This window comes from Lancefieldella sp. Marseille-Q7238 (assembly GCF_949152215.1).
Taxonomy (GTDB): domain Bacteria; phylum Actinomycetota; class Coriobacteriia; order Coriobacteriales; family Atopobiaceae; genus Lancefieldella.
Window position 1 is genome coordinate 568,942 of record NZ_OX424407.1, and the last position, 20,227, is coordinate 589,168.

Here is a 20,227-nt window from a genome sequence, read left to right on the forward strand (position 1 = left end):
GCCCTTACTTTTTCGCAAAGGACTATTCCGGGTCAAGATCGCGCTGGATCTTATCTCAGCCGGCGTGCACCAGCTCCCCGCTTCTTTTTGAGTGTAGCACGATTTGCTACTCTAAACCAAAAAGTCCCTTCAGGCCAACACGATCCTTCTCGGTAATTTTGCGAACCGGCTGCGCAGGAGACCCCATCGCGAGGGACCCCGCGGGAATGTCTTTGGTAACTAGGCTATTCGCGCCGATAACACAACCATCACCGATGGTCACGCCGCCCAGTACGGTCACGTTTCCGCCAAACCAGCAACTGTCTCCAACGGTGATGGGAAGGGCTCGCTCTATACGCGAGTTGCGTTCTTCAGCGTCAAGGGGGTGTTGTGCGGTATAGGCTTTGAAATGAGGACCAATAAAAGCGTCGTTGCCGATGGAAATTGGTGCGCAGTCCATGAAATAAGCGTCATGGTTTATAAAACAGCGGTCGCCGAGCAATACGTTAGCACCATAGTCCACATAAAGCGGGGCTAGAATGTTTGAGCCATCACCAAAGCGTCCGAGGAGTTCCCGCAGAATCTCTCTGCCTCGGATTCGATTGCTGGGACGGGTTTGGTTGAATTCCCATGCCAGATCTTTTCCACGCCAAAACGCTTCGCTTAGCTCCGCATCAGGTTTTTCTCCGTACCATTCGCCCGAAGACATACGCTCAAGCATAGATTTTTCCGACATGGACACCTTCTCACCATAGTAGCCAGACACATCTCTATCAGACGCATCTGGCTACATCATAGCGTACCTATTTCGAAGCATGCATCTCAGTCATGTTCTTCATTTATGAATGACTGAGTGTTGCCATGATCTTACCGGAATTACCTGAGCCGCTTCGCCTCTTCAGGTGTACAGTTGAGAACCTCGGGAGTGGAGCGGAAACCAATACCCATACGATCAATACCCATGTCAATAAGCTGCAGGAAGTGTTCGCGAGTGCGGATGCAGCCGGAACCCTTGACTTTAATTTGACCCTGAGCGGTATCCATCATCACCTTAACAACCTCGGGAGTGGCGCCCACGTTCTCGTGTCCCGTGAAAAAGCCGGTAGAGCTCTTGATGAAGTCGGCACCGGCATCAATGGCGCAGCGAGTACCGTCAGCAATCTGCTCGGAAGTAAGGGTATCAGTCTCGATAATAACCTTGACTTGCGTGTTGTATTTGTGAGCAACGACAATCGCGGGTTTCAGATCCTCGACAACCTTGTCGCACATGCCGGAGCGTAACCAACCGTAATTGGCAACAATATCCAAATCCTGAATGTCCCACTTGGAGCAATACTCTTCAGCGAGAAGCGCTTTAGCTTCTCCGGTGGCCAGACCAAAAGGAAAGTCACAGACCACACAGAGGCCGGTCTCTGTGCCCTCGACCATCGGAGCGACGATTGGAAGGCTAGAGGGGTTGATGCAGATAGTGGCGCAACCAAAATCAATGCCTTCCTGCGCATACTTCTTGATCTCATCAACGGTAAACTCGGGCTTAAGCACAGATTGATCGATATAGCGAGCAAGCTCGCGGATGGTCATCTCTGCAGCTTTCTTGGTGGGTTTCATAATCTTGTTCCTTTCTCTTATCCCCTTTCGAGGAAATTTTAGATCTGTTAGACAAATAACTTTATGCACAGTAGGTACTGAACATTTGAACAAGAACAGCATACAGGCTCTTTGAGAAAGCGTAATCGAAAAGGAAGATTTAGTGTATATGTACAGTACATTCAATAGATATACTATCTATGAGTACTGACATATACGTGATGGGAAAACCCTATGAACCCAGATAGAAGGATATATGAATGCCTTAAAAGTACTATCGAGCAGGCCTCTTGACGCAAGCAACACCACGCCCCTCTATCTCCAACTTAAAGAGAGAATGCTTGAACTCATTGCAACACGGGCATTCGGCGAAAAAGACCCTCTTCCCAACGAGGAGGACATCGCCAACGTTATGAGGCTCTCTCGTGGTACAGTCAGGCGCTGCTTCAAAGATCTCGTCGATGAAGGGCGCGTTGTGCGCCGTCGCAGCAAAGGATCATTCGTCAACTATCAGCAACAAGGCCATAACATGGAAACTGCGTTCAACTTCACCGCGGAAATGACGGCGCTTGGAAAGCATCCTTCCTCAAAGGTACTCGGGCTGAGGCGACGCTCGTCAAACAAAGGAATCTCAAAGAACCTTCAAATTCACGACGGAACCCAGGTTTGGGAAATTCGGCGTGTTCGTCTTGCCGACGATGAGCCCATGCAAATAGTTACTGCCTACATACCATATGAAGACTATCCCGAACTTACCGAAGAGGCACTTGAATCTTCTCTTTATACCTTTATCGCCAATACATCAGGACGCATGCCGGCGCACGCGATTGAAATATACGAGGCGATTAACCTCGATGCGCGCGAAGCACAGGTGCTCGGCGTACTCAAAGGTACGGCGGCGCTTCGCACTCTCAGAACAACATACGACTCCTACGGAAAACCGTTTGAAACATCTATCATTGTGCTCAGGGCAGACTACAACCGCTTCATGCTCAAGCTCGATACCAACGGCACACACTTCTCGAAGATTACCGCGTAAAGTTCACTCATAAAAACGGAGCGCATCATTTGATGCGCTCCATAGCGATGCAATTTTTGTCGCTTATCTCAGAATCAATCCGCCTATGCCTCGAAAGACTTACCTATCAAAACTGTACTAGTAACCTGTTCGCCACCGGTCAGCTTACATGCCGTCGTACACGTTTACCCAGCGGAGCAAAAACTCTGTCTCATGCACACGACCGCGAGCAAGCTCAGCTGCTGCGACAATGCCCATCCATTCGTTCACATATGCACGCGTGCAGCCTTGTTTCTCGCAGTATTTTGCGATGTACTTCTCGGCAAGTTCTTTCTCGCCATTTAGAAGCAGACGCAAATAGGTGGTGGCACAATCGGCAGCACCATTGCCTTGAGTGGCATGAGCCCAGTCTACAATGACCGGCTCACCCTTCTCGGGAATAATAACGTTTGACGGGACGAAATCACCGTGGCAAACCTTCGCGTGGTTCTTCATGCCGTCAAGCTTCATCAAGAGCTCGTAGCGAACATCGTCTGAGAGCACATCGGGGATGCTGTTAATCATGCGTGTAAATTTATCCCTCTGACGCGGGAGCAGCGGAGAACGGTGCGCGTGAATCGCAAGCTCAAGATCTACAAACTTATCCAAGAGTTCATCGGTTTTTTCCGGATGATCTTTGAACAGTTGACGAAGGGTTGGACCTTCTACCTTAAGCGTTGCGATAGCCCAGCTATTCCCTACTTTGCTGATTTCTGTCAGCGCTGGAACGGCAATACCTGCCTGCTCCGCGCGAGCCAGGTTCAAGCCTTCATTCAAAATGTCCGCTGCGGGTTTGCTGCCGTTAAAAACCTTTACAACGGTATCGCCATTGTCATATACAACCTTGTTATGACGCTCAACGATAACCTTCTTGTCTTTGGACAGTTCCATAAGCTAAGCCCTCCTCTTGCAAAGCTACACGCATAAACTCCAAGTCTGGAGGCTAGGGACGCGCACGCTTCCTCTAGTCATTGTTATTTTCCCTCAACAATTTCATTCTGGCGAGAAGAACAGGCATTGATATGGTTGAACGGAGCTCATCATGTCGTAAGCGGAGAACACAGGTCAGTAAATCAACGCCCTTCAGGGTGATATTTTCCAATCTTTTTTTCGGTAGCCATAACATCACCCTCGGATTTGAAATTGATCTTGGCATACGTCATAACATGGGTGCAGCCCGCCTTCGCTCCGACAAGCTGACAGTTCTTAAGAATCTCCATGCAGAGGTCATAATCGCCTTCGATGACCGTTTCAAACGGCCCGACAAAATAGTCCACTCCACTGCTTGCAATAAAGGCGATAACCTCATCGACAATACGGCACGTCTCCTCATCGCAAGAAGCGTCCATCGGCAGATACTGAATCGCAACAGAACAATTCATACTTACTCCTGGGATTCTTTTTCCAGCTCTTCTTCAGTCCGCTCAGAACCACGCATGCGCTCGTATTCTTCCTCAGTTAAAACATCCTCGATACGCAAATTGATACCGATAACCTCAAGGCCCGTCATGGCGTTCACCTGCTGAGAAACAGCCTGCTTAACGTTTTCAAATACTTGGGGAGCATAAGCGCCGAAGCGAATCAAAACGGAGATGTCAATGCGGACGGCATTCTCATGTGCCACTTCAACGCTGACACCCTTGGCCGCGTCCGTTGCTCCAAGAACATCCTGCACGCGATTAAGCCAGTTTCCGCGAGCTCCCACAACATCGTCAACGTCGCGTAGCGAAAGCGCCGCTATTTTTTCTATAACGCCATCGGAAAATGTCAGGGAATCCTCATCGCCCATGTCTGCGTCGGATTGAGTCTCGTTATTCGCAACCGCGCTACTCTCAACTGCGCTATTTTCAATCACGCTATTTTCGGAGTCCTCACGAGGTTTTGTAAGCGCGGCCTCCTCCACAGGAACAATCTCCGCATCGACGGTCTTATCGACATCAGCACTATTGGCGGCATCGGTGATTTCAACCCCGGCAGTTTTAGTATCAATAGTTTCAGCAGCCATGCATTGGCCTCCTTATCGATTAACGGCGATCAGAAAAGAATTCACGAATCTTCGCAATAAGCGTCGCGCTACCGTCAAATATCTGACCAACAGCAATGCCTGTCAGCACCAAAATAACCAGAAACAGCGTACGCCAAAATCCCAGGTTAAAGAAGAGAATCGCCACAATAAGGCCAATGACACCGCCAATAAAGGCGTTTTCATGGCCAGGAAAATGATCGTGTATCCACGCTTTGATAACATCCATGTGCTTACGCCTCCCGCGCCGCGCCATCAGAGCCTGCTTGCTCATGCTCTGATGTCATAGGCAGCCTAATCTCGGATGACGGCTCTGTTACAACCGCAGGCTGATGCGACGGCTCCGTAGCAGTTGTTATTTCATCGGAAGAATCCACAGGCTCTTCTCGCACTTCTTCTTCATGTGGCGAGAAGTGCGCACCCTCTACAAATGATATGTCGATAGACGTCACTTTGTCACCGCAGACCGCCGCTAATTGATCTTCAAGTCTGCTGTGAAGGAGCGAACCAACTTCAACGATATTAAGCGGCTCTTGTGGCAAAACCCATACTGCAACCTGCACGGTATTGTTGCGAGAAATGATAACGCGCACGCGATCGCACGAGCACATTCCTTCGGCTTCAATAGCGTTTTTTGCCTGAGAGACAATAGCGTCGCGCGTGACGGAGATAGTGCCCCCATCAACAGTTATAACCGTAAGCGAACGAACCTTTTTGGAGAACAGACCGCTTAAGAAACATACTATAAAGCCGACTATCGTTATAAGCATGCAAACCTGTAGCACGGCAAGATACACATTATTCAGCAAAAGATCATACGCGGCCTCAGTCCATGGGCCAAAACACGTTAAGGCAAGGCCGACAAGGGACGCGGTACCTGCCAGCGCAAATACAATCAGACAAAACCTCTTGAAACCGCTCATGGAACCTCCTGCCAGAATTACTCTCTGTAACAGTTTACCCCATCGCGCTTGCTTCATTATGTACGTACCGTATGCACGCAAAAGATGTACGCAAAAGGCTCCATGCTTGCCCGGCACTGTGACGCTGTTTTCCCACTGTGGCGCCGTTTTCCAAAAAAGTGCATGAGTTGTGATATAAACATCGCACAACTCATGGCATTTTTAGGGGATTTATCACAACTGATGCCTTTTTTAGGAGATTTCGTATCACAACTGTGGCACTTTTTTGGAAACCTGGAAGCACGCGCAGGCCGCAGCACCACGACGTGTGGACTGTTGACACCAGAGCCGCAGCGCACGCAGACCGCAGCACGCGAAACCGCGGCGCATGCCTCCGGCACGGAGGCGGAGAAGGTGACAGCGCTGGTAGCAGCGGTAGTGGCGATGACGGAGGCGTTAACGGTGGCGATGGCGGCGTCCCTGGTACTTCTCGCCAAAACGCCTAGGCGTTCTTCATAATCACAGAGCGGACAATACCTGCTGCTTTATCGCAAGAGTCGAGAGCTTGCTCCATGCGGTCAAAGATGCGCAGCCAGGCAACGGTTTCGCGGCCGGTCATTTCATCGCGGAACAGGCGGGAAAGCGCGTTGTGGTACACGAGGTCTCCCTCGTCCTCAACGTGACCGACGGCAATCGCCTTTTCCATCACAGCGGAATCCTTCTTGTAGTCGGCCAGGTGGTCGAGCATCTCCTTGACTGTAATGCAGGCGCGAAGGGTAAGCTCAGCAAGCTGCGCACCCTCTTTGCGGAACTCGTCAACATTAAAGAGGTCGAGTCGCTCGGCAACGGAATTCATACCGTCAACGATGTCATCGAGGCCAAGCGCCAAATCTGAGATATCCTCACGCTCAAAAGGAGTAACAAACGAGGCGTAAAGCTCCTTCATGATGCGCTGAACCTTCTCGTCGCACTCGCGCTCGTACACTTTCATTTGCGGAATGCGCGCGGCCGTCTCAGGATAGCCGTCAAGAATGGTCGAATACTCTTCAGCGGTCTCAACAATCTTTGCGCCGAACTCCTTGAAAAGTGTGTAGAAAATATCTTCTTTAGGCTCACCAAACATACGGTCCTCCAATGACGTCACAGTCGGAATTGCACTCAGAATTACGCTCGAATCAGAACAACATCAAAAACAGTTTTGCAAATAAATATCCGATAAGTCCACACCCTGGAAACGTAAAGACCCAGGCAAGAACCATATCTTTAGCGACACCCCAGTTTACCGTGCGGGGATTTTTAGCGGCGCCGGCACCCATCATGGCGGTCATCTTAGTGTGGGTAGTAGAAACAGGAAGTCCCGTGAGCGTCGACAAAAGCAACGACGCCGCAGCGGAAAAAGAAGCGGCAAAGCCCTGGTAACGCTCAAGCTTGACCATTTCCATCCCAACCTTTTTAATGATGCGGCGGCCGCCGATAGCGGTGCCAAACGCCATGAGACCGGCGCAAGCCACCTGGAGCCAAAGCGGAAAGACCTCGGTGCCAGCGGTGCCCGAACCGGCGGAAAGCGCAATGGCGAGCATAGCAATGGACAAAAACTTCTGCCCATCCTGTGCGCCATGCATCATAGCGACAAATCCCGAGCCGACCACCTGAAGGTGACCAAATATAGCATCCGCGCGCTTGCGGTTCACATGTTTACAGGTAGCGTGGATAATCTTGACAATGACCCAACCGGCTATAAAACCGGAAATGGTCGAGAAAATAAGGCCGATAATAACCTTGTTCCACTCATCCCAGTTCACGGCGTTGAAGTTACCGTGAAGCGCCAGCGCCGCGCCGGTAAGGCCTGCAATAAGAGCGTGCGACTCCGAAGTAGGGATGCCGAGCGCCCATGCGCCTACCGCCCACGCCACGATACCCACACACCCCGCTGCAAGGGCAATCAAAGCCTGGTGATAGTCGGTACCGAAGTCAACCATGCCGATAATGGTGTCTGCAACCGCGGTGGAAACAAGGCACATGACCACAAGGCCGACAAAGTTGCAGATAACGCTCATGGCGATAGCATGGTTTACTTTAATGGAACGGGTGCCGACAGACTCGGCAATGGCATTTGCGGCATCTGTAGCACCGTTAACGAAGATGCAGCCAAAAATGAGGACAATGACAACAGCAAGAAATGGATTCGCCACGATCATGTCGACAAAACGTCCAAGTGTAATCATTCAGTACCTCTCCAGTACTTGTATTAGACTTCTCCCATAATAAACGAAATGGACACCGCTAAAGACCACAATGCTACCGTTGACCGAAATTATCCGAGGGCGAGAAAGACGAAGGCGCCTGCGAGAGCCGCTCAACTATACGCAAGACTATCTTGGCGCACCTTCGGGACGCGGTCTTTTCAAAAGCGGCGTAGTCAAGCTCGGACGACACGCCAGGCTTATCGGACATAAGGCGCACAATCACAAAGGGAACGTTATTAAGCCAGGCGACCTGCGCTATAGCAGCGCCTTCCATCTCACAGCACACTGCCCCGAAGTCTTTAAGAGCGTCCGCTTCCGCAACGTCAGCAACAAACTGATCGCCGGATACAATCCGCCCCTCAACAGTCTTCACGCCGAAGGCAGTCTCTTGAGCTGCGCATACCGCCTGTCGCCGCAGTTCTTTGTCCGCGCTAAATGAAACAGTTTCAACACCGGGAATCTGACCTTGAGGATACCCGAGAGCGCGCAGATCCACGTCATGCTGCACGCAGTCGGTAGATATCACCACACTACCGACAATCAAATCATCCACCAGAAGGCCGGCAATGCCGGTATTGATAATACAGTCAACCCCGAAGCGATCAATCAGAATCTGCGTGCAAAAAGCGGCGTTTACCTTGCCAATGCCGGACTGCACTACCACAACGGGCGTCTGGGCGATGCTCCCTTCATGAAAGGTCCGCCCCGCAATCTGCACCACTCGCTCAGACGTCATCTCTTGCTTCAGGAGAGCGACTTCCTCTTCCATAGCGCCAATGATTCCGACTTTCACGTCAGTCCTCCACTCCCGCAAGCCACGGACGTCCTGCTATGGCGCGCACCAGTCGGTCTGCCACAGGCTCCGCCTGCACGTCATCCCGAATATGAAGATGAACGATTGCCTGGACGCCAACGTTCGTAATGCTTTCAAAGCGCACTTCAACCGGAAACGTTAAATCAAGGTCGTGCTCAAGGGTGACTTTAGCCATCTCAACAATCTCGTTGGCTACTTCTTCAAGGTTCGCTTGTGGTTTCACTATAACCGGCACGTCAACATTGGTTATCGCCCAACGAGTGCGATGTGTAAACGCCGTCTTATTGAGCACCGAATTAGGAATGATCTGGACGCGCCCAGTTCTCTCTCGCACAATAGTAGAGCGCCAATTCATATCGATGACCTCGCCTGAAATGTCACCGATAGTCACATGATCGCCGGGCTTGATAACCCCCGCCAGCATAAGACCAAGGCCGCCAACAAGATTGGAAATGGTGTCCTGCAGGCCAAATGACAGCGCGATAGACGTCACTCCCAAAGCCGTTACAAAAGCGGTCGGCTGTATGCCAAAAACAGGCTGCAAAACGGACAGGACGGCAAATACCCAGATAACGCTTCGTACAATATTGATAAAGATTGACGCTGAGGGAATACGAGAGGCGTTCAAGGCTCTTCTCGATACGCGTACTATCACATGTTCCAAAACAAGCGCGGCGAGAAAAACTGTGGCGAGAAAAACTGCACGGTACAAAAAGTCCGCTGGCGCAAGACCTAAAATCGTCTGACCCGTATCGGATGTCATCAGCATCACTGACTTTCTATCTTGACGATGGGCGCAAAGCCTTTCATCAGCTTCTTAACCTTGTTCGTACGCGTAAACTTCACTTCAATGGTATCGCCTTCAACGGAAAGAACAACGCCCGGTCCAAAGGTTTTATGGGATATGTGGTCGCCGGACGCAAAGACCGCTTTCGCCTTTGCGGGATCCTTTTTGATTGAAGGGGCAACGCTCGGCTGAATACGTCCGCCTCTGCCGGTAGAACGCGTACGAGAGCCAAAGACATTGCCTCCGTACACCTCAGCGCCACGGCCTGATCCGAAGGTGCCATGGCGGTCTCCCCGCTTTTCCCAGCCAACACCCGAAAAGCCTGACGAGCCAACGCCGATAGCTTTGATGTGTTCTTCGGGTATTTCGGCTATAAAGCGAGAGACCGGATTTGCCTGGACAGATCCGAACATGCGGCGCACAGACGCGTATGTGAGGTAGAGTTTTTTGCGAGCGCGCGTGATAGCGACGTACGCCAAACGCCGCTCCTCCTCCAAATGCGCTCCATCAGACTCAAAGTTCACATGCGGGAAGATGCTTTCTTCCATGCCCACGACAAACACAACGGGAAATTCGAGACCTTTTGCGGAATGGATGGTCATAAGAGTAACGGCGGAAGCCGAACCGGCAAGGCTGTCCAAATCCGACCGAAGCGCCAGCCATTCCATAAATGCGGGGAGCTTCGCAGCTGCAACCTGAGGATATTCCATCACAGCTGCGGACGGCACGGGCGATGCTGTCGGCGCAGATGGCTCAGATGATGCGGGTGGCTCTGTCGCACGCACCATGGGCAACGCCGCTGGCTCAGGCGCCGGTGCCGATGATTCGCCCTCCTCGTCAAGAGAACCCGCTTCGCGCAGCTGACGGAGACTTTCAAGCATTTCTTCCGCGTCGTCATGCGTTTCATCAAATTCAGCAGCGACACCAAAAAACTCTCGGATGTTCTCAATGCGGCCGTCGGCCTCCATAGTATGCTCGGCCTCGTAGGCGCGAATGAGTCCCGACCGGTCAACGATTGTCTCAATGACCTCTTCGAGCTCGCCGTCCAGAGCGCGACCCGCTTCAACAGCTCCGGTAAACTCTGTAAGAGCATTGCGGACTTTAGCAGACAGGAGGCTTTCCTCGCCAATGCAGGCTTCGCAGGCAGCAAAAAAGGACAGCCTGTTTCTCAACGCGTACGTCTGGATTTTGTTGATACTGGTAGAGCCGATGCCGCGCCGAGGAGTGTTGACCACGCGAAGCGCCGACACATCGTCATCGGGGTTGATAACCACCTTGAGGTATGCCATGACATCGCGAATCTCAGCGCGATCAAAGAAGCGCATGCCGCCCACAATCTTATAGGGAACACCCGCTCTCAGCAGCATATCCTCGAGTATGCGCGACTGCGCGTTGGTACGGTAAAACACGGCGACATCATCATAGGAGGTTCCTGCATCATGCAGCTTCTCAATCTCCGAGCCAACCCAGCGGCCCTCATCGCGTTCGTCTGCCGCGCGGTACACGCAGATCTTCTCGCCATCGCCTTCATCGGTAAAGAGGCGCTTCTCTGTGCGGTGCGTATTGTGAGCGACAACGGCGTTCGCTGCTCCCAAAATATGTCCTGTTGAACGGTAGTTCTGCTCGAGCTTGACCGTATGCGTGTCCGGGTAGTCCTTCTCAAAAGCCAGAATATTCTTGATGTCCGCGCCACGCCACGAGTAAATGGACTGATCGTCATCGCCCACAACCATGAGGTTTCTGTACTTGGAAGCCAAAAGATTGGTGATAGCGTATTGAACGCCGTTGGTGTCTTGGTATTCGTCGACATTGATGTAGCGAAAGCGCTCTTGATACGCGTTAAGAATGACGGGATTTTTGGACAGCAGTTCAAAGGCTTTAACGAGAAGATCGTCAAAGTCCAGGGCGTTCGCCCGTTCAAGACGTTGTTGAAGCGTCCGGTAGACGCGGACGGTAACGTAGTCGAGAGGTGACGACGCCTGACGCTCCATTTCATCCGGCAGTATGAGGGCGTTTTTCGCCGCGCTGATTTTACTTCTGATAGAGTTCATCGGAAACTGGCGAACATCAATATCAAGGTCGGCCATAATAGCCTTAACCAGCCGCTTTGAATCATCGTCATCATAGATGGTGAAGTTGGGACCAAAGCCGACGGCTTCGGGGTCTTCTCGCAACATGCGCACGCACATGGCGTGAAACGTACACACCCACATGCCGCGCGTGCCACCGGGAAGCAAGTGCCCAAGGCGCTCCCGCATCTCGGCTGCGGCCTTATTGGTAAACGTAATGGCGAGAATCTGCCACGGACGCACACCTTTATCGGCAATCATGTGCGCGATGCGGTGCGTCAGCACACGCGTTTTGCCGGAACCTGCGCCGGCAAGCACGAGAAGCGGACCTTCGGTGGTTATGACAGCTTCATGCTGAGACGGATTGAGGCTGCCCAAATCTATCGCAGACGGCACGGTCCGCATAGACAGCCCACCGGCAGACTGCCCGTCAGCAGGCGGCGCGGCAAACAAAGGAGACTGAAAAGCGTCAGACATGTTGCTCCAATTAAATCGGCAATGTTCGTAAAGATGGCGTGAGTGCAAAGTTCCTAGGCAAACAGAGCAAAGTAGACGATGACCACGATGCCAAGCACAATGCGGTATATTCCAAACGGCTTAAAGTCATGTTTGCGCACGTAGCCCATGAGAGCTCGAACCATCACTAAAGACACTGCAAAAGCCACAATGCAGCCAACAGCCAAAATCGCCGCCTCAGACGAGGTAAACGAATTGCCCTTCAAGAAAAACTTAACAAGCCGCAGACCCGAAGCGCCAACCATTGTGGGAATAGCCAAAAAGAAGGTAAATTCGGCCGCAACGGCACGGGAACATCCCAGCACCAAGCCACCGATAATGGTCGCTCCCGAGCGAGACGTACCCGGAACAATGGCCAGCACCTGAAAGAGCCCGATGCCAAAGGCGGTCTTCCAATCAAGCGTATCAATGTCGGTCACGCGGGAAAGTTCATCGGCACTGCGCCGCAAGGGCGTGGCGTCAGTAGGCAGGCGCATATGCTTGCCTTGCGGCTGTACGATTGGAGCAGTCCGGGCGATTTTTTCCCGATGCGCCTCAAGAGCAATAAAGATCAGACCATACACAATGAGCGTGGAAGCAATGACGTAGGGTCCTCCAAGATGCTCTTCAATGAAATTATCAAGCGGAATGCCAACCGCCGCCGCGGGAATGCAGCACACCACCACTTTTGCCCAAAGAATCCATGTGCTTTTTCGTTCTTCCTTTGTCTTTTTGAGCGAGAAGGGATTGAGTTTGTGGAAGAACATCACGCAGACGGCAAGTATTGCGCCAAGCTGAATAACTACGAGAAACATATCCCAAAAGTCAGTTGTTACCGCAAGCGGCACAAATTTGTTCAGCAACAGTATGTGCCCTGTTGACGAAATAGGCAGCCATTCTGTAATGCCTTCAACAACTCCGTACAGAGCAGATACTATGAGATTCCAAACGTCCACGACTCCCCTTTCGTTTTGTCTGTACATCATCGCTCAAAGCGGGATGCGCTACAAGTGCCGAGTTCTTCTCGCGGCAAAGCCTGAAGCAGAGCAGGATAAAGCGAGCATCTACCTGCAATTCTTGCAAAATATATATACCAACATGTAAACTTGATGCCCTTGCACGAGCGGAAAAGAGCATAGTGCGGACGCGAGGAACCTCCTTACAGGTAAGGAGTCCCTTGCAGTCAGGCGCATGCAAACCCCAATCGCGGAGGTTCGTATTTTGATTTTCAATAAGTGTGCTTCTCGCAGCTTCGGCGGCTCAACCCTGGCACATGCGGCAGTTGCCATTGCTGTTTCTTTCGTACTCACAGTTTCTCTTACGGGTATGCCCATCGCGGCTTATGCGGAGTCTCTTGAAGATCTTCAAGCAAAGATTGAAGAGACCAACGCAACGTATGAAGCGGCCACAAAGCAGGTAGAAGATCTGGAACAGCAGATTCAGAACAACGAGGCCCACATTCAGGAAATCGAAAACCAGCTGCCGGAGCAGCGGTCAAGAGCTGCGGCATCCATCGCTAACATGTACCGTATGCAGCAGGGATCTCTTGGGATTATCGATCTTATTTTGTCAGCGGACAGCTTTAACGATTTGATTTCGCTCCTGCAGTACCTAGACATCATTTCAAGTCGCAACGCTGACGCTGTCAACAGCTTGGTCAATCTTTCAAACGAGCTTGAAGACACCAAGAAAAATCTGAACGACCAGATGGCTGAGGCAAAAAAGCAGAAGCAGGCCGCTTCCGATGCGCTTCAACAAGCTATCGATGCTCGCAACGCTTTGCAAAAACAGATGGAAGAGCAGCGAGCTGCTGAAAAAGCTCAGGAAGAAGCCGCTATTGCAGAGGCACAAAAGAAGGCGGAAGAATCCGCTTCCAATACCTTTACAAACGCGTCCGGCAAGGAAAGCACCTATGTCGCGCCGGACAACACGAACTCTTCAGACAATTCATCCGGATCTGTCGACTGGTCTGCAGGCAAGACTGACTTTGTCGCCAAGTGGAGCGGCCGCATTGACGCCTACCTCTCCGGTTCTCCTCTGTCAGGATACGGTTCGACCTTTGCCGAAGCCGCTTGGGACTACGGTGTAGACCCGCGCTTCTCACCTGCAATTTCAGCAGTTGAAAGCACCAAGGGAGCTTATTGCTTCCTGCCGCACAACGCCTGGGGCTGGGGTTCTTCAAGCTGGGGTTCATGGGAAGAGGCAATTCGCTCCCACGTTTCAGGACTTGCTGCTCTTTACGGTGGCTACCTCACGTACTCAGGCGCCGCAAAATACAACCCTGCAAACCCCAACGGCTGGTACGCGGCAGTTCAAGCGAATATGAATCAAATTTAGGTGCGGGAGTACGCCTAGTATATCTGCCTTGACGCTCTCACCTTGACATGCCTGTTCTGGCGCGCCACCTTGACGTGCCCACCTTGGCGTTTACGCTGTCAGCACTACCATGCCCAAAATCAATCCGAAGCCAATAAGGTCAGTGGCGCTGAGCGAGGTGCCCAGCACCATAACGGTCGTAACCGTAGCCATAACAGGCTCGATAGTACCCAAAAGAACCGCACGCATGGGTCCCGCATCCTTAACGCCCTGCAGGTACAACCCGTATGCCAAAAACGTACCGACGGTGATGCCAATGACTACAAGAATCCAGCCAAAGGCGTCAAGCGGTGGCATATGATTCCACGGCTGGTACACAAGGGCGAGAAGTACGCCGGAAAATAAAAACGCTATCCCATTGAACACAAAGTTGCCCCAGCGCTCCATAAGCTTTTTGGGCAGAATAGAGAGCGCCGTCTGAGCCAGAGCGCACAGCGAGCCCCAAACTATCCCACGCAGAGGCAACTGGAGACTAGAAGGATTGCCTCCCGTTACCAGCAGATAGGTGCCTATAAGCGCCATAACAACGCCAAGCGCTTCTCGCTTTCTCGGTCCGCGCCGCGCTTTACAGCAGACATATAACAGTACGCCCAGCATGCCGAGAGCCTGCATAACCGTAGCCGTAGCGGAATTTGTCGCGTCAACGGCATAGAGGTATGCAATCTGAGAAAAGAGAATCGCCGCAAGGCTCACGACAAAGATCCGACCGAGCGCGTGAACATCATGCGCCGCTTCACTCAGGCGCCGGCGGTCGATGAGAGCCGCCGCAGCCAAAAAGAGCAGCCCCGAGAAGAACTCGCGCGCGTCAATGAGCCACAGGGGTTCAACGCCGTATACGTCAAGCAGATATTTTGCCGCAGTGCCAAACGCTCCCCACGCAGCGCCGCCGACAAGTACGCACAGCATGCCTCGGTGGATTCGTGCCTTATGCCTGTCTGACACAAGACCAATCGAGGCTTCCGCAGCCTCCTGTTCAAACGTTTGGGAATCTTCGTCACGTTCTTGTAGTGTATCAAGGATCGAATCAGACATGGAGATATAAATCTTTCGTTACAAATGAAGTGCGAAGCGTGTGGCCGCGCGACAAACAGGTACAGTTATAAGGCACAGTAACCATACACGACTATACCCGCGTATCTCGCGAGAATTTGAGAGGTGTCTATGGCCATACAGGAATCACGGAAGCTCAACGTTGGCGACCGCGTCGATGACTTTACCGTTACCGGTATCGAAGCGCTGCCTGAAATCTCCGGTACCGCCTATGTCTTTTCGCACACGCCTTCAGGAGCCCGGCTTCTCTGGCTTGCCAACAGTGACGACAACCGTTCATTTGCCATCGCCTTCAAAACGCCACCCGCAAACGATACCGGCGTCTTTCACATTCTTGAGCATTCGGTGCTTTGCGGCTCGGACGCCTACCCCGTCAAAGAGCCCTTCGTCAATCTTCTCAAAACCTCAATGCAGACATTCTTGAACGCCATGACGTTCCCGGACAAGACTGTCTACCCTGTTGCCTCCACCAACGTAACAGACCTTGAAAACCTTATGAGCGTGTATTTGGACGCGGTTCTTCATCCCGCTATCTATCAGCGCAAGCATATTTTTGAGCAAGAGGGCTGGCACCTTGAGGCAGACGACGCGGGTACCCTGTCGTATAACGGCGTCGTCTTCAACGAAATGAAAGGCGCACTCTCCGATCCTGATCGAGCCTTGTATGACCAGGTCAGCAGTAAGCTTTTTCCCGACACTGCCTATGGAAAAGAATCAGGTGGAGCGCCGCGCGCTATTCCTCAACTTACTTACGAAGAGTTCCTCAATACCCACGCGCGCCACTATGACCTCTCCAACAGCTATACCATTCTCTACGGTGACCTTGACATAGCTCGTGAGCTGGCCTTTATTGGCAAACGCTTTGCGGGTGCCGAGAAGCGCCACGCAGGTTCTCCGTATCCTCTTGACCTGCAGGCGCCCGTCTCCCCCAAACCCGCTCGGTTTGAAATGGCAACCACGCCCGACAACTCCGCTATAGGTCTTGGCTATGTACTGGGAACCGCGGCGCAACGCGTCCGCATGCTTGCCGCCGACATTCTCTTTGACACCCTCATGGGGTCTAACGAGGCCCCCCTTAAGCGCGTCTTACTTGACAGTGGCCTTGCCGATGACGTGAGCTACTATTTCTCCGACGGCATGCTTCAGCCGCTTCTGTTCCTTGAGCTCAAAGGCCTCCACGACACCGAAGCGTCTCAGCGATTCCGCGCACTCGTTGAGTCAACCTGCGCGGAACTTGCCGCCTCTGGTCTCCCCTACGATAAGCTTGAGGCGTCCGTCGCGCAGGCGGAATTCAATCTACGCGAGCGCGATCTGCCGTTCTCCGATGGTATCGAATACACCCAAAAGTCTCTTGAGAGCTGGCTCTACGATGACGCTTGTCCCTATGACTACATCAAGTATGAAGATGCGCTAACAGAACTTAAGAACATGCTTGCTGCCTCCGGCCGCCCCAAGGGCGCCTTTGAGACGCTGCTCCTTGAACTTGTCTGCCACAACCCTCACTGTGCTCAAGTCGAATTGGTACCTGTCAAAGAAAGCGGTTCAACCGAAGAAACAGAAGAACTGGCGCAACTCCAACAGAACATGACCGAAGACAACATCGCGCGTATCCGCACAGAAGTTAAGACGCTTCGTGTGGAACAAGAAACGCCTGACGCGCCAGAAGATATCGCAAAGCTGCCGTTCCTCTCGCTTTCCGACCTTGAGGCTACCAAGGCGCAGCCGCAGCCACATGAGGTAGAGGCACCACTTCTCTGCCTCGCCCATGAACTTGACACGCACGGCATTGATTATGTCTCGCATTATTTTGACCTGACTCATGCCGTTTCCTATGACGAGCTGCCCTTGGTGGGTATTCTTTCCGATGTTCTCGGAAAACTTGGAACCGACGCCCACACGGCATCAGACCTTGACACGCTCATCGAAGCGAATCTTGGTGATCTTTCATTTTCTACGGAAGTTTACTCACGAGACCGAATCGACTTCGCTCAGCCGACCATGGTGGTCAGTGTTTCCGCCCTGGCTGACCGCGTCGAAAAGCTCGCGACTATTCCCAAAGAAATTTGGGGTTCTACGAATTTCAATGACCTCGCGCGTCTCAAAGACATTTTGACCCAGCGGCGTATCGGCCTTGAGCAATACTTCATCGGCTCGGGACACGCCGCCGCCCTAAATCGCACGTTCACGTCGTACGCCCAATCAGCAACGGTCTCGGATGCGCTCGGAGGCCTCACATTCTATCACTACCTCAAAGAGCTTCTGGCGCACTGGCACGAACGTTCTCAAATACTTCCCGCACAACTTGCCAATCTGGCGGCTCGCATATTCTGTGCTAATAACGTTGTCGTAAGCTTCACCGGCTCCGCTGAAAGCCGCAAGAAGTTCTGGCGGGCAGCGGGCTCCCTTGATCTTGCGATGCGCCCCTCACACGACCGCACGCTCATTGTTCCCACACCAACACTCAAGCGCGAGGGCATTGTTATTCCCTCAAACGTCAGCTATGTGGGTTTTGGTTTTCCCAACGCCTTTGACGGACAGCCCGAGACCGCAGGAACATGGCAAGTTGTAAGCCGCGCGATGACGCTTGATTATCTTTGGAACGAGGTGCGCGTAAAAGGCGGAGCGTACGGCGTCGGTTTCAGGCCTTCTCTCATGGGACTTGATTCGTTCTTCTCATATCGAGATCCATCTGTGGACGCCACGCTTGAGCGCTACCTTAGCGCCGGCGCGTGGCTCTCGTCGTGGAATCCAAGCGATACCGAGCTTGAAGGCTATATAGTCGCTTCAGTCGCAACCGTCGACGCGCCAGTTCGCCCTCGAACCCTCGCGCGCCGTCAGGACATCGAACGCTTCAACGGACGTCCCACAGATCGTCTTGAGCGGCTTCGCGAGCAAATCTTGCATACCGATACCACGCATTGTCAGGCGTTTGGCGCATCGCTTCCAACGGATGCCGCCGATACGTCGATTGTTGTTTTCGGTCCGCGAGAAGCACTTGAGGCCTCCCAGCTTGACCTTGAGATTATTGATTTGTTCTAGTTCAACAGCTTTTCCAACACGACCGCACTCACACCGGGCGCTCAAAGCGCTAGTCCAAAACACTAGCTTGAAGCATTACAAAACCTCCCACGGTATAGTGCGTGGGAGGTTTTACTACCTGTACAAAATATACAAAACCGCATGTGAAGATACCTGCGACCGACAAATACGGTTTAGAAGTGCATGTGCTTGCCCTTGTACGAACCGATAGCTGAGGCTCCGACAAACGCTGTACCAAGCAGAGCGGCAGTCATTGCGACAGAGGAAGCATCACCGGTCTCAGGCAATTTCTGAGACGTGCTCGCGGACGTTTTCTCGCGCTTTTTTGAAGCGGTCTTGGCATGCTTACCCCGCATACGCTCGGATTGAGCTTTTTCAGGCTGAACGCCTTCGGCCTTGGAGGATTCCTTCTTTTCTGCAGCCTGTTTGAGCATGTAAAGATTCACTTCAGCGGCAAGCTTATCGGCATCGGCCTGAGCCGCTTTTGCCTTCGCCTCATCATACGCTGTCTGCTTTTCAGCAAGAGCTTCATCCGCATGCTTAGCCGCCTCAATCGCGCTGCGCAAGCGCTGAATGTATGGATTCAGATGCATAAAATCAGCGTCTGTCGTATCGGGAGTTTCTGCACCCTTATATGCAAGAGCCTGCGCACGCGCGTTGGTATCGCGAGCGGAGCGCAAACGGTCTTTTGCAGCCTGGAGGCGCGCAGGGGCATCAGCGGCGTTTTGGCGCGCGCTCGCAAGCGCAGTCTGCGCCTCCGCAAGCGCTTTTGATGCTGCAGAAGCCGCGGCACGCTTGTCCAGCACCTCCTGCCAGATACCTAAGTGCTCATCGTAGTCGTCTCGGAGTTCTTCGTACTGCTCTTGAGCGGTAGCGGATTTTGCAGCGGCGTCGTCAGCCTCCAGCGTTGCCTGGTTCAGATTCTTACGAGCGGCCTCTTCTGCAGCGCGCGCTTTATTGAGTGCCTCCTGAGCGGCGGCACGAGCCTCGGGAGCCGCATCTTTTAAAGCCTGCTCCTTAGCAGCAAGGTCTGCTCCAGCCGCAACAGCTGCTTTATGAGCAGCTGTGAGCTTTTCTTGCGCTTTTTGTACAGCTTCTTCAGCCTTATCAAACTTTGCTTTGGCGTCATTCATCTTCACCTTGTCCTGCGCCACGACCGCTTCAGTCACATGAGCATACGCGGCGTTTCTCTCGGCTGTTTTGAGCTTGCTTTTTGCGTCGGTGTCCTTGGCAGTTGCCTCGGTAACATTCTTCTCGGCGGCCGCAATGTTCTTGGCAGCATTATCAACGTCGGACTGCGCCTCACTGACGGCGGATTTCGCCGTGTCTTCGGCAGATTGTGCGTCAGCCTTTACCTTGTTAAACGCATTCCGTGCATCAGAGTCAACGGCTTTTTTATCAGCAGCAGCCTTATCGGAGGCTTCCTTGGCCGTATCAAGCTCACCTTTTGCCACGTCTTTTGCAGCATGCGCTGCCTGCGCGGCAGCTGTTCTTTCAGCAACTTGCTTCTCAGCCATGGGAATGGTAGTTGGCATAGCGCTTGCATTCTCCGCTTCAGCGGTTAGAATGCCGCTTGCAGAAACTCCCTGGACTGGCTTTGCAAATGCCGGAGCGGCGGTTGATGCCATAACAGCAGCCGTAGTAATTGCGGTCGTTACTGCAGCAATGCGCTTGCGCTTCTGGACTTTCTTGACGTTCATGGTACCTTCCTGTTCACGTTCATAACCTTGTTACACCGTCTTTTCAACTTGCGCCTGCTATCAAATTGTTACCAAACTGTTACCAGACACAAGCCGTACGACA

General features: G+C 52.5%; 20 protein-coding genes. 5 read left to right on the plus strand and 15 right to left on the minus strand.

The features are described 5' to 3' along the window. Positions 1 to 106: 106 nt before the first annotated feature. Positions 107 to 715, minus strand: coding sequence for a sugar O-acetyltransferase (locus tag QM016_RS02585; protein WP_282710075.1), 609 nt, complete (start codon positions 713 to 715; stop codon positions 107 to 109). 140 nt (positions 716 to 855) lie between these two features. Next, positions 856 to 1,587, minus strand: coding sequence for a deoxyribose-phosphate aldolase (gene deoC, locus QM016_RS02590; RefSeq protein WP_282710076.1), 732 nt, complete (start codon positions 1,585 to 1,587; stop codon positions 856 to 858). Positions 1,588 to 1,822: 235 nt separating this feature from the next. On the opposite strand from deoC, the gene QM016_RS02595 reads away from it, so the two are divergent. Further along, positions 1,823 to 2,605 (plus strand): GntR family transcriptional regulator, encoded by a 783-nt coding sequence (locus QM016_RS02595; RefSeq protein ID WP_282710077.1) that lies wholly within the window; start codon positions 1,823 to 1,825, stop codon positions 2,603 to 2,605. 144 nt (positions 2,606 to 2,749) lie between these two features. On the opposite strand, the gene QM016_RS02600 is transcribed toward QM016_RS02595, so the two are convergent. From QM016_RS02600 to QM016_RS02620, 5 genes are all read right to left on the minus strand, one after another. Then, positions 2,750 to 3,514, minus strand: coding sequence for a phosphotransferase (locus QM016_RS02600; RefSeq protein WP_282710078.1), 765 nt, complete (start codon positions 3,512 to 3,514; stop codon positions 2,750 to 2,752). A 182-nt stretch (positions 3,515 to 3,696) separates the two neighbouring features. Further along, complete coding sequence (locus QM016_RS02605; RefSeq protein ID WP_282710079.1) at positions 3,697 to 4,005, minus strand: thiamine-binding protein; 309 nt, start codon at positions 4,003 to 4,005, stop codon at positions 3,697 to 3,699. Positions 4,006 to 4,007: 2 nt separating this feature from the next. Continuing rightward, positions 4,008 to 4,628: an Asp23/Gls24 family envelope stress response protein gene (locus QM016_RS02610; RefSeq protein ID WP_282710080.1), complete on the minus strand. Its 621-nt coding sequence runs from the start codon at positions 4,626 to 4,628 to the stop codon at positions 4,008 to 4,010. 19 nt (positions 4,629 to 4,647) lie between these two features. Further along, entirely contained in the window at positions 4,648 to 4,875 is a 228-nt protein-coding gene (locus QM016_RS02615) for a DUF2273 domain-containing protein (protein ID WP_016476680.1), read from the minus strand. Between the two features lie 4 nt (positions 4,876 to 4,879). Further along, positions 4,880 to 5,569 (minus strand): alkaline shock response membrane anchor protein AmaP, encoded by a 690-nt coding sequence (locus tag QM016_RS02620; RefSeq protein WP_282710081.1) that lies wholly within the window; start codon positions 5,567 to 5,569, stop codon positions 4,880 to 4,882. 162 nt (positions 5,570 to 5,731) lie between these two features. Between QM016_RS02620 and QM016_RS02625 the strand changes: the two genes are divergently transcribed. Next, positions 5,732 to 6,067, plus strand: coding sequence for a hypothetical protein (locus QM016_RS02625; RefSeq protein ID WP_282710082.1), 336 nt, complete (start codon positions 5,732 to 5,734; stop codon positions 6,065 to 6,067). On the opposite strand, the gene QM016_RS02630 is transcribed toward QM016_RS02625, so the two are convergent. From QM016_RS02630 to QM016_RS02655, 6 genes are all read right to left on the minus strand, one after another. Continuing rightward, a complete protein-coding gene (locus QM016_RS02630; protein ID WP_016476677.1) occupies positions 6,051 to 6,671 on the minus strand; it encodes a DUF47 family protein in 621 nt (206 codons plus the stop codon). The genes QM016_RS02625 and QM016_RS02630 overlap by 17 nt on opposite strands. A gap of 52 nt (positions 6,672 to 6,723) precedes the next feature. Beyond that, the gene (locus QM016_RS02635; RefSeq protein WP_282710083.1) at positions 6,724 to 7,773 is read right to left on the minus strand and encodes an inorganic phosphate transporter; all 1,050 of its coding nucleotides are present in this window, start codon (positions 7,771 to 7,773) and stop codon (positions 6,724 to 6,726) included. A gap of 73 nt (positions 7,774 to 7,846) precedes the next feature. Further along, a complete protein-coding gene (locus QM016_RS02640) occupies positions 7,847 to 8,587 on the minus strand; it encodes a 5'-methylthioadenosine/adenosylhomocysteine nucleosidase (RefSeq protein ID WP_282710084.1) in 741 nt (246 codons plus the stop codon). 1 nt (position 8,588) lies between these two features. Next, the gene (locus tag QM016_RS02645) at positions 8,589 to 9,371 is read right to left on the minus strand and encodes a mechanosensitive ion channel domain-containing protein (RefSeq protein ID WP_282710085.1); all 783 of its coding nucleotides are present in this window, start codon (positions 9,369 to 9,371) and stop codon (positions 8,589 to 8,591) included. A 5-nt stretch (positions 9,372 to 9,376) separates the two neighbouring features. Further along, positions 9,377 to 11,941 (minus strand): UvrD-helicase domain-containing protein, encoded by a 2,565-nt coding sequence (locus QM016_RS02650; protein ID WP_282710086.1) that lies wholly within the window; start codon positions 11,939 to 11,941, stop codon positions 9,377 to 9,379. A gap of 53 nt (positions 11,942 to 11,994) precedes the next feature. Beyond that, entirely contained in the window at positions 11,995 to 12,942 is a 948-nt protein-coding gene (locus QM016_RS02655; protein WP_349237888.1) for an undecaprenyl-diphosphate phosphatase, read from the minus strand. Between QM016_RS02655 and QM016_RS02660 the strand changes: the two genes are divergently transcribed. Beyond that, positions 12,896 to 13,063 carry a hypothetical protein gene (locus tag QM016_RS02660; protein ID WP_282710088.1) on the plus strand — a complete coding sequence of 56 codons (168 nt, stop codon included), beginning with the start codon at positions 12,896 to 12,898 and terminating at the stop codon, positions 13,061 to 13,063. The genes QM016_RS02655 and QM016_RS02660 overlap by 47 nt on opposite strands. A gap of 117 nt (positions 13,064 to 13,180) precedes the next feature. After that, positions 13,181 to 14,296 (plus strand): hypothetical protein, encoded by a 1,116-nt coding sequence (locus QM016_RS02665; RefSeq protein WP_282710089.1) that lies wholly within the window; start codon positions 13,181 to 13,183, stop codon positions 14,294 to 14,296. Between the two features lie 90 nt (positions 14,297 to 14,386). Here QM016_RS02665 and QM016_RS02670 read toward each other — a convergent pair whose 3' ends face one another. Further along, complete coding sequence (locus tag QM016_RS02670; protein WP_282710090.1) at positions 14,387 to 15,367, minus strand: EamA family transporter; 981 nt, start codon at positions 15,365 to 15,367, stop codon at positions 14,387 to 14,389. A 129-nt stretch (positions 15,368 to 15,496) separates the two neighbouring features. On the opposite strand from QM016_RS02670, the gene QM016_RS02675 reads away from it, so the two are divergent. Further along, positions 15,497 to 18,424, plus strand: coding sequence for an insulinase family protein (locus tag QM016_RS02675; protein WP_282710091.1), 2,928 nt, complete (start codon positions 15,497 to 15,499; stop codon positions 18,422 to 18,424). 173 nt (positions 18,425 to 18,597) lie between these two features. On the opposite strand, the gene QM016_RS02680 is transcribed toward QM016_RS02675, so the two are convergent. Beyond that, the gene (locus QM016_RS02680) at positions 18,598 to 20,124 is read right to left on the minus strand and encodes a hypothetical protein (protein ID WP_282710092.1); all 1,527 of its coding nucleotides are present in this window, start codon (positions 20,122 to 20,124) and stop codon (positions 18,598 to 18,600) included. Between the last annotated feature and the right edge of the window lie 103 nt (positions 20,125 to 20,227).

What these genes read in the sequence shown, in the direction of transcription:
- QM016_RS02650 (WP_282710086.1), bottom strand. Translation starts at nt 11,941, where the DNA reads ATGTCTGACGCTTTTCAGTCTCCTTTGTTTGCCGCGCCGCCTGCTGAC.
- QM016_RS02670 (WP_282710090.1), bottom strand. Translation starts at nt 15,367, where the DNA reads ATGTCTGATTCGATCCTTGATACACTACAAGAACGTGACGAAGATTCC.
- QM016_RS02680 (WP_282710092.1), bottom strand. Translation starts at nt 20,124, where the DNA reads ATGAACGTCAAGAAAGTCCAGAAGCGCAAGCGCATTGCTGCAGTAACG.
- QM016_RS02660 (WP_282710088.1), top strand. Translation starts at nt 12,896, where the DNA reads ATGAGATTCCAAACGTCCACGACTCCCCTTTCGTTTTGTCTGTACATC.
- QM016_RS02620 (WP_282710081.1), bottom strand. Translation starts at nt 5,569, where the DNA reads ATGAGCGGTTTCAAGAGGTTTTGTCTGATTGTATTTGCGCTGGCAGGT.
- QM016_RS02675 (WP_282710091.1), top strand. Translation starts at nt 15,497, where the DNA reads ATGGCCATACAGGAATCACGGAAGCTCAACGTTGGCGACCGCGTCGAT.
- QM016_RS02625 (WP_282710082.1), top strand. Translation starts at nt 5,732, where the DNA reads ATGAGTTGTGATATAAACATCGCACAACTCATGGCATTTTTAGGGGAT.
- QM016_RS02600 (WP_282710078.1), bottom strand. Translation starts at nt 3,514, where the DNA reads ATGGAACTGTCCAAAGACAAGAAGGTTATCGTTGAGCGTCATAACAAG.
- QM016_RS02610 (WP_282710080.1), bottom strand. Translation starts at nt 4,628, where the DNA reads ATGGCTGCTGAAACTATTGATACTAAAACTGCCGGGGTTGAAATCACC.
- QM016_RS02595 (WP_282710077.1), top strand. Translation starts at nt 1,823, where the DNA reads ATGAATGCCTTAAAAGTACTATCGAGCAGGCCTCTTGACGCAAGCAAC.
- deoC (WP_282710076.1), bottom strand. Translation starts at nt 1,587, where the DNA reads ATGAAACCCACCAAGAAAGCTGCAGAGATGACCATCCGCGAGCTTGCT.
- QM016_RS02630 (WP_016476677.1), bottom strand. Translation starts at nt 6,671, where the DNA reads ATGTTTGGTGAGCCTAAAGAAGATATTTTCTACACACTTTTCAAGGAG.
- QM016_RS02655 (WP_349237888.1), bottom strand. Translation starts at nt 12,942, where the DNA reads ATGTACAGACAAAACGAAAGGGGAGTCGTGGACGTTTGGAATCTCATA.
- QM016_RS02585 (WP_282710075.1), bottom strand. Translation starts at nt 715, where the DNA reads ATGTCGGAAAAATCTATGCTTGAGCGTATGTCTTCGGGCGAATGGTAC.
- QM016_RS02605 (WP_282710079.1), bottom strand. Translation starts at nt 4,005, where the DNA reads ATGAATTGTTCTGTTGCGATTCAGTATCTGCCGATGGACGCTTCTTGC.
- QM016_RS02635 (WP_282710083.1), bottom strand. Translation starts at nt 7,773, where the DNA reads ATGATTACACTTGGACGTTTTGTCGACATGATCGTGGCGAATCCATTT.
- QM016_RS02615 (WP_016476680.1), bottom strand. Translation starts at nt 4,875, where the DNA reads ATGGATGTTATCAAAGCGTGGATACACGATCATTTTCCTGGCCATGAA.
- QM016_RS02645 (WP_282710085.1), bottom strand. Translation starts at nt 9,371, where the DNA reads ATGACATCCGATACGGGTCAGACGATTTTAGGTCTTGCGCCAGCGGAC.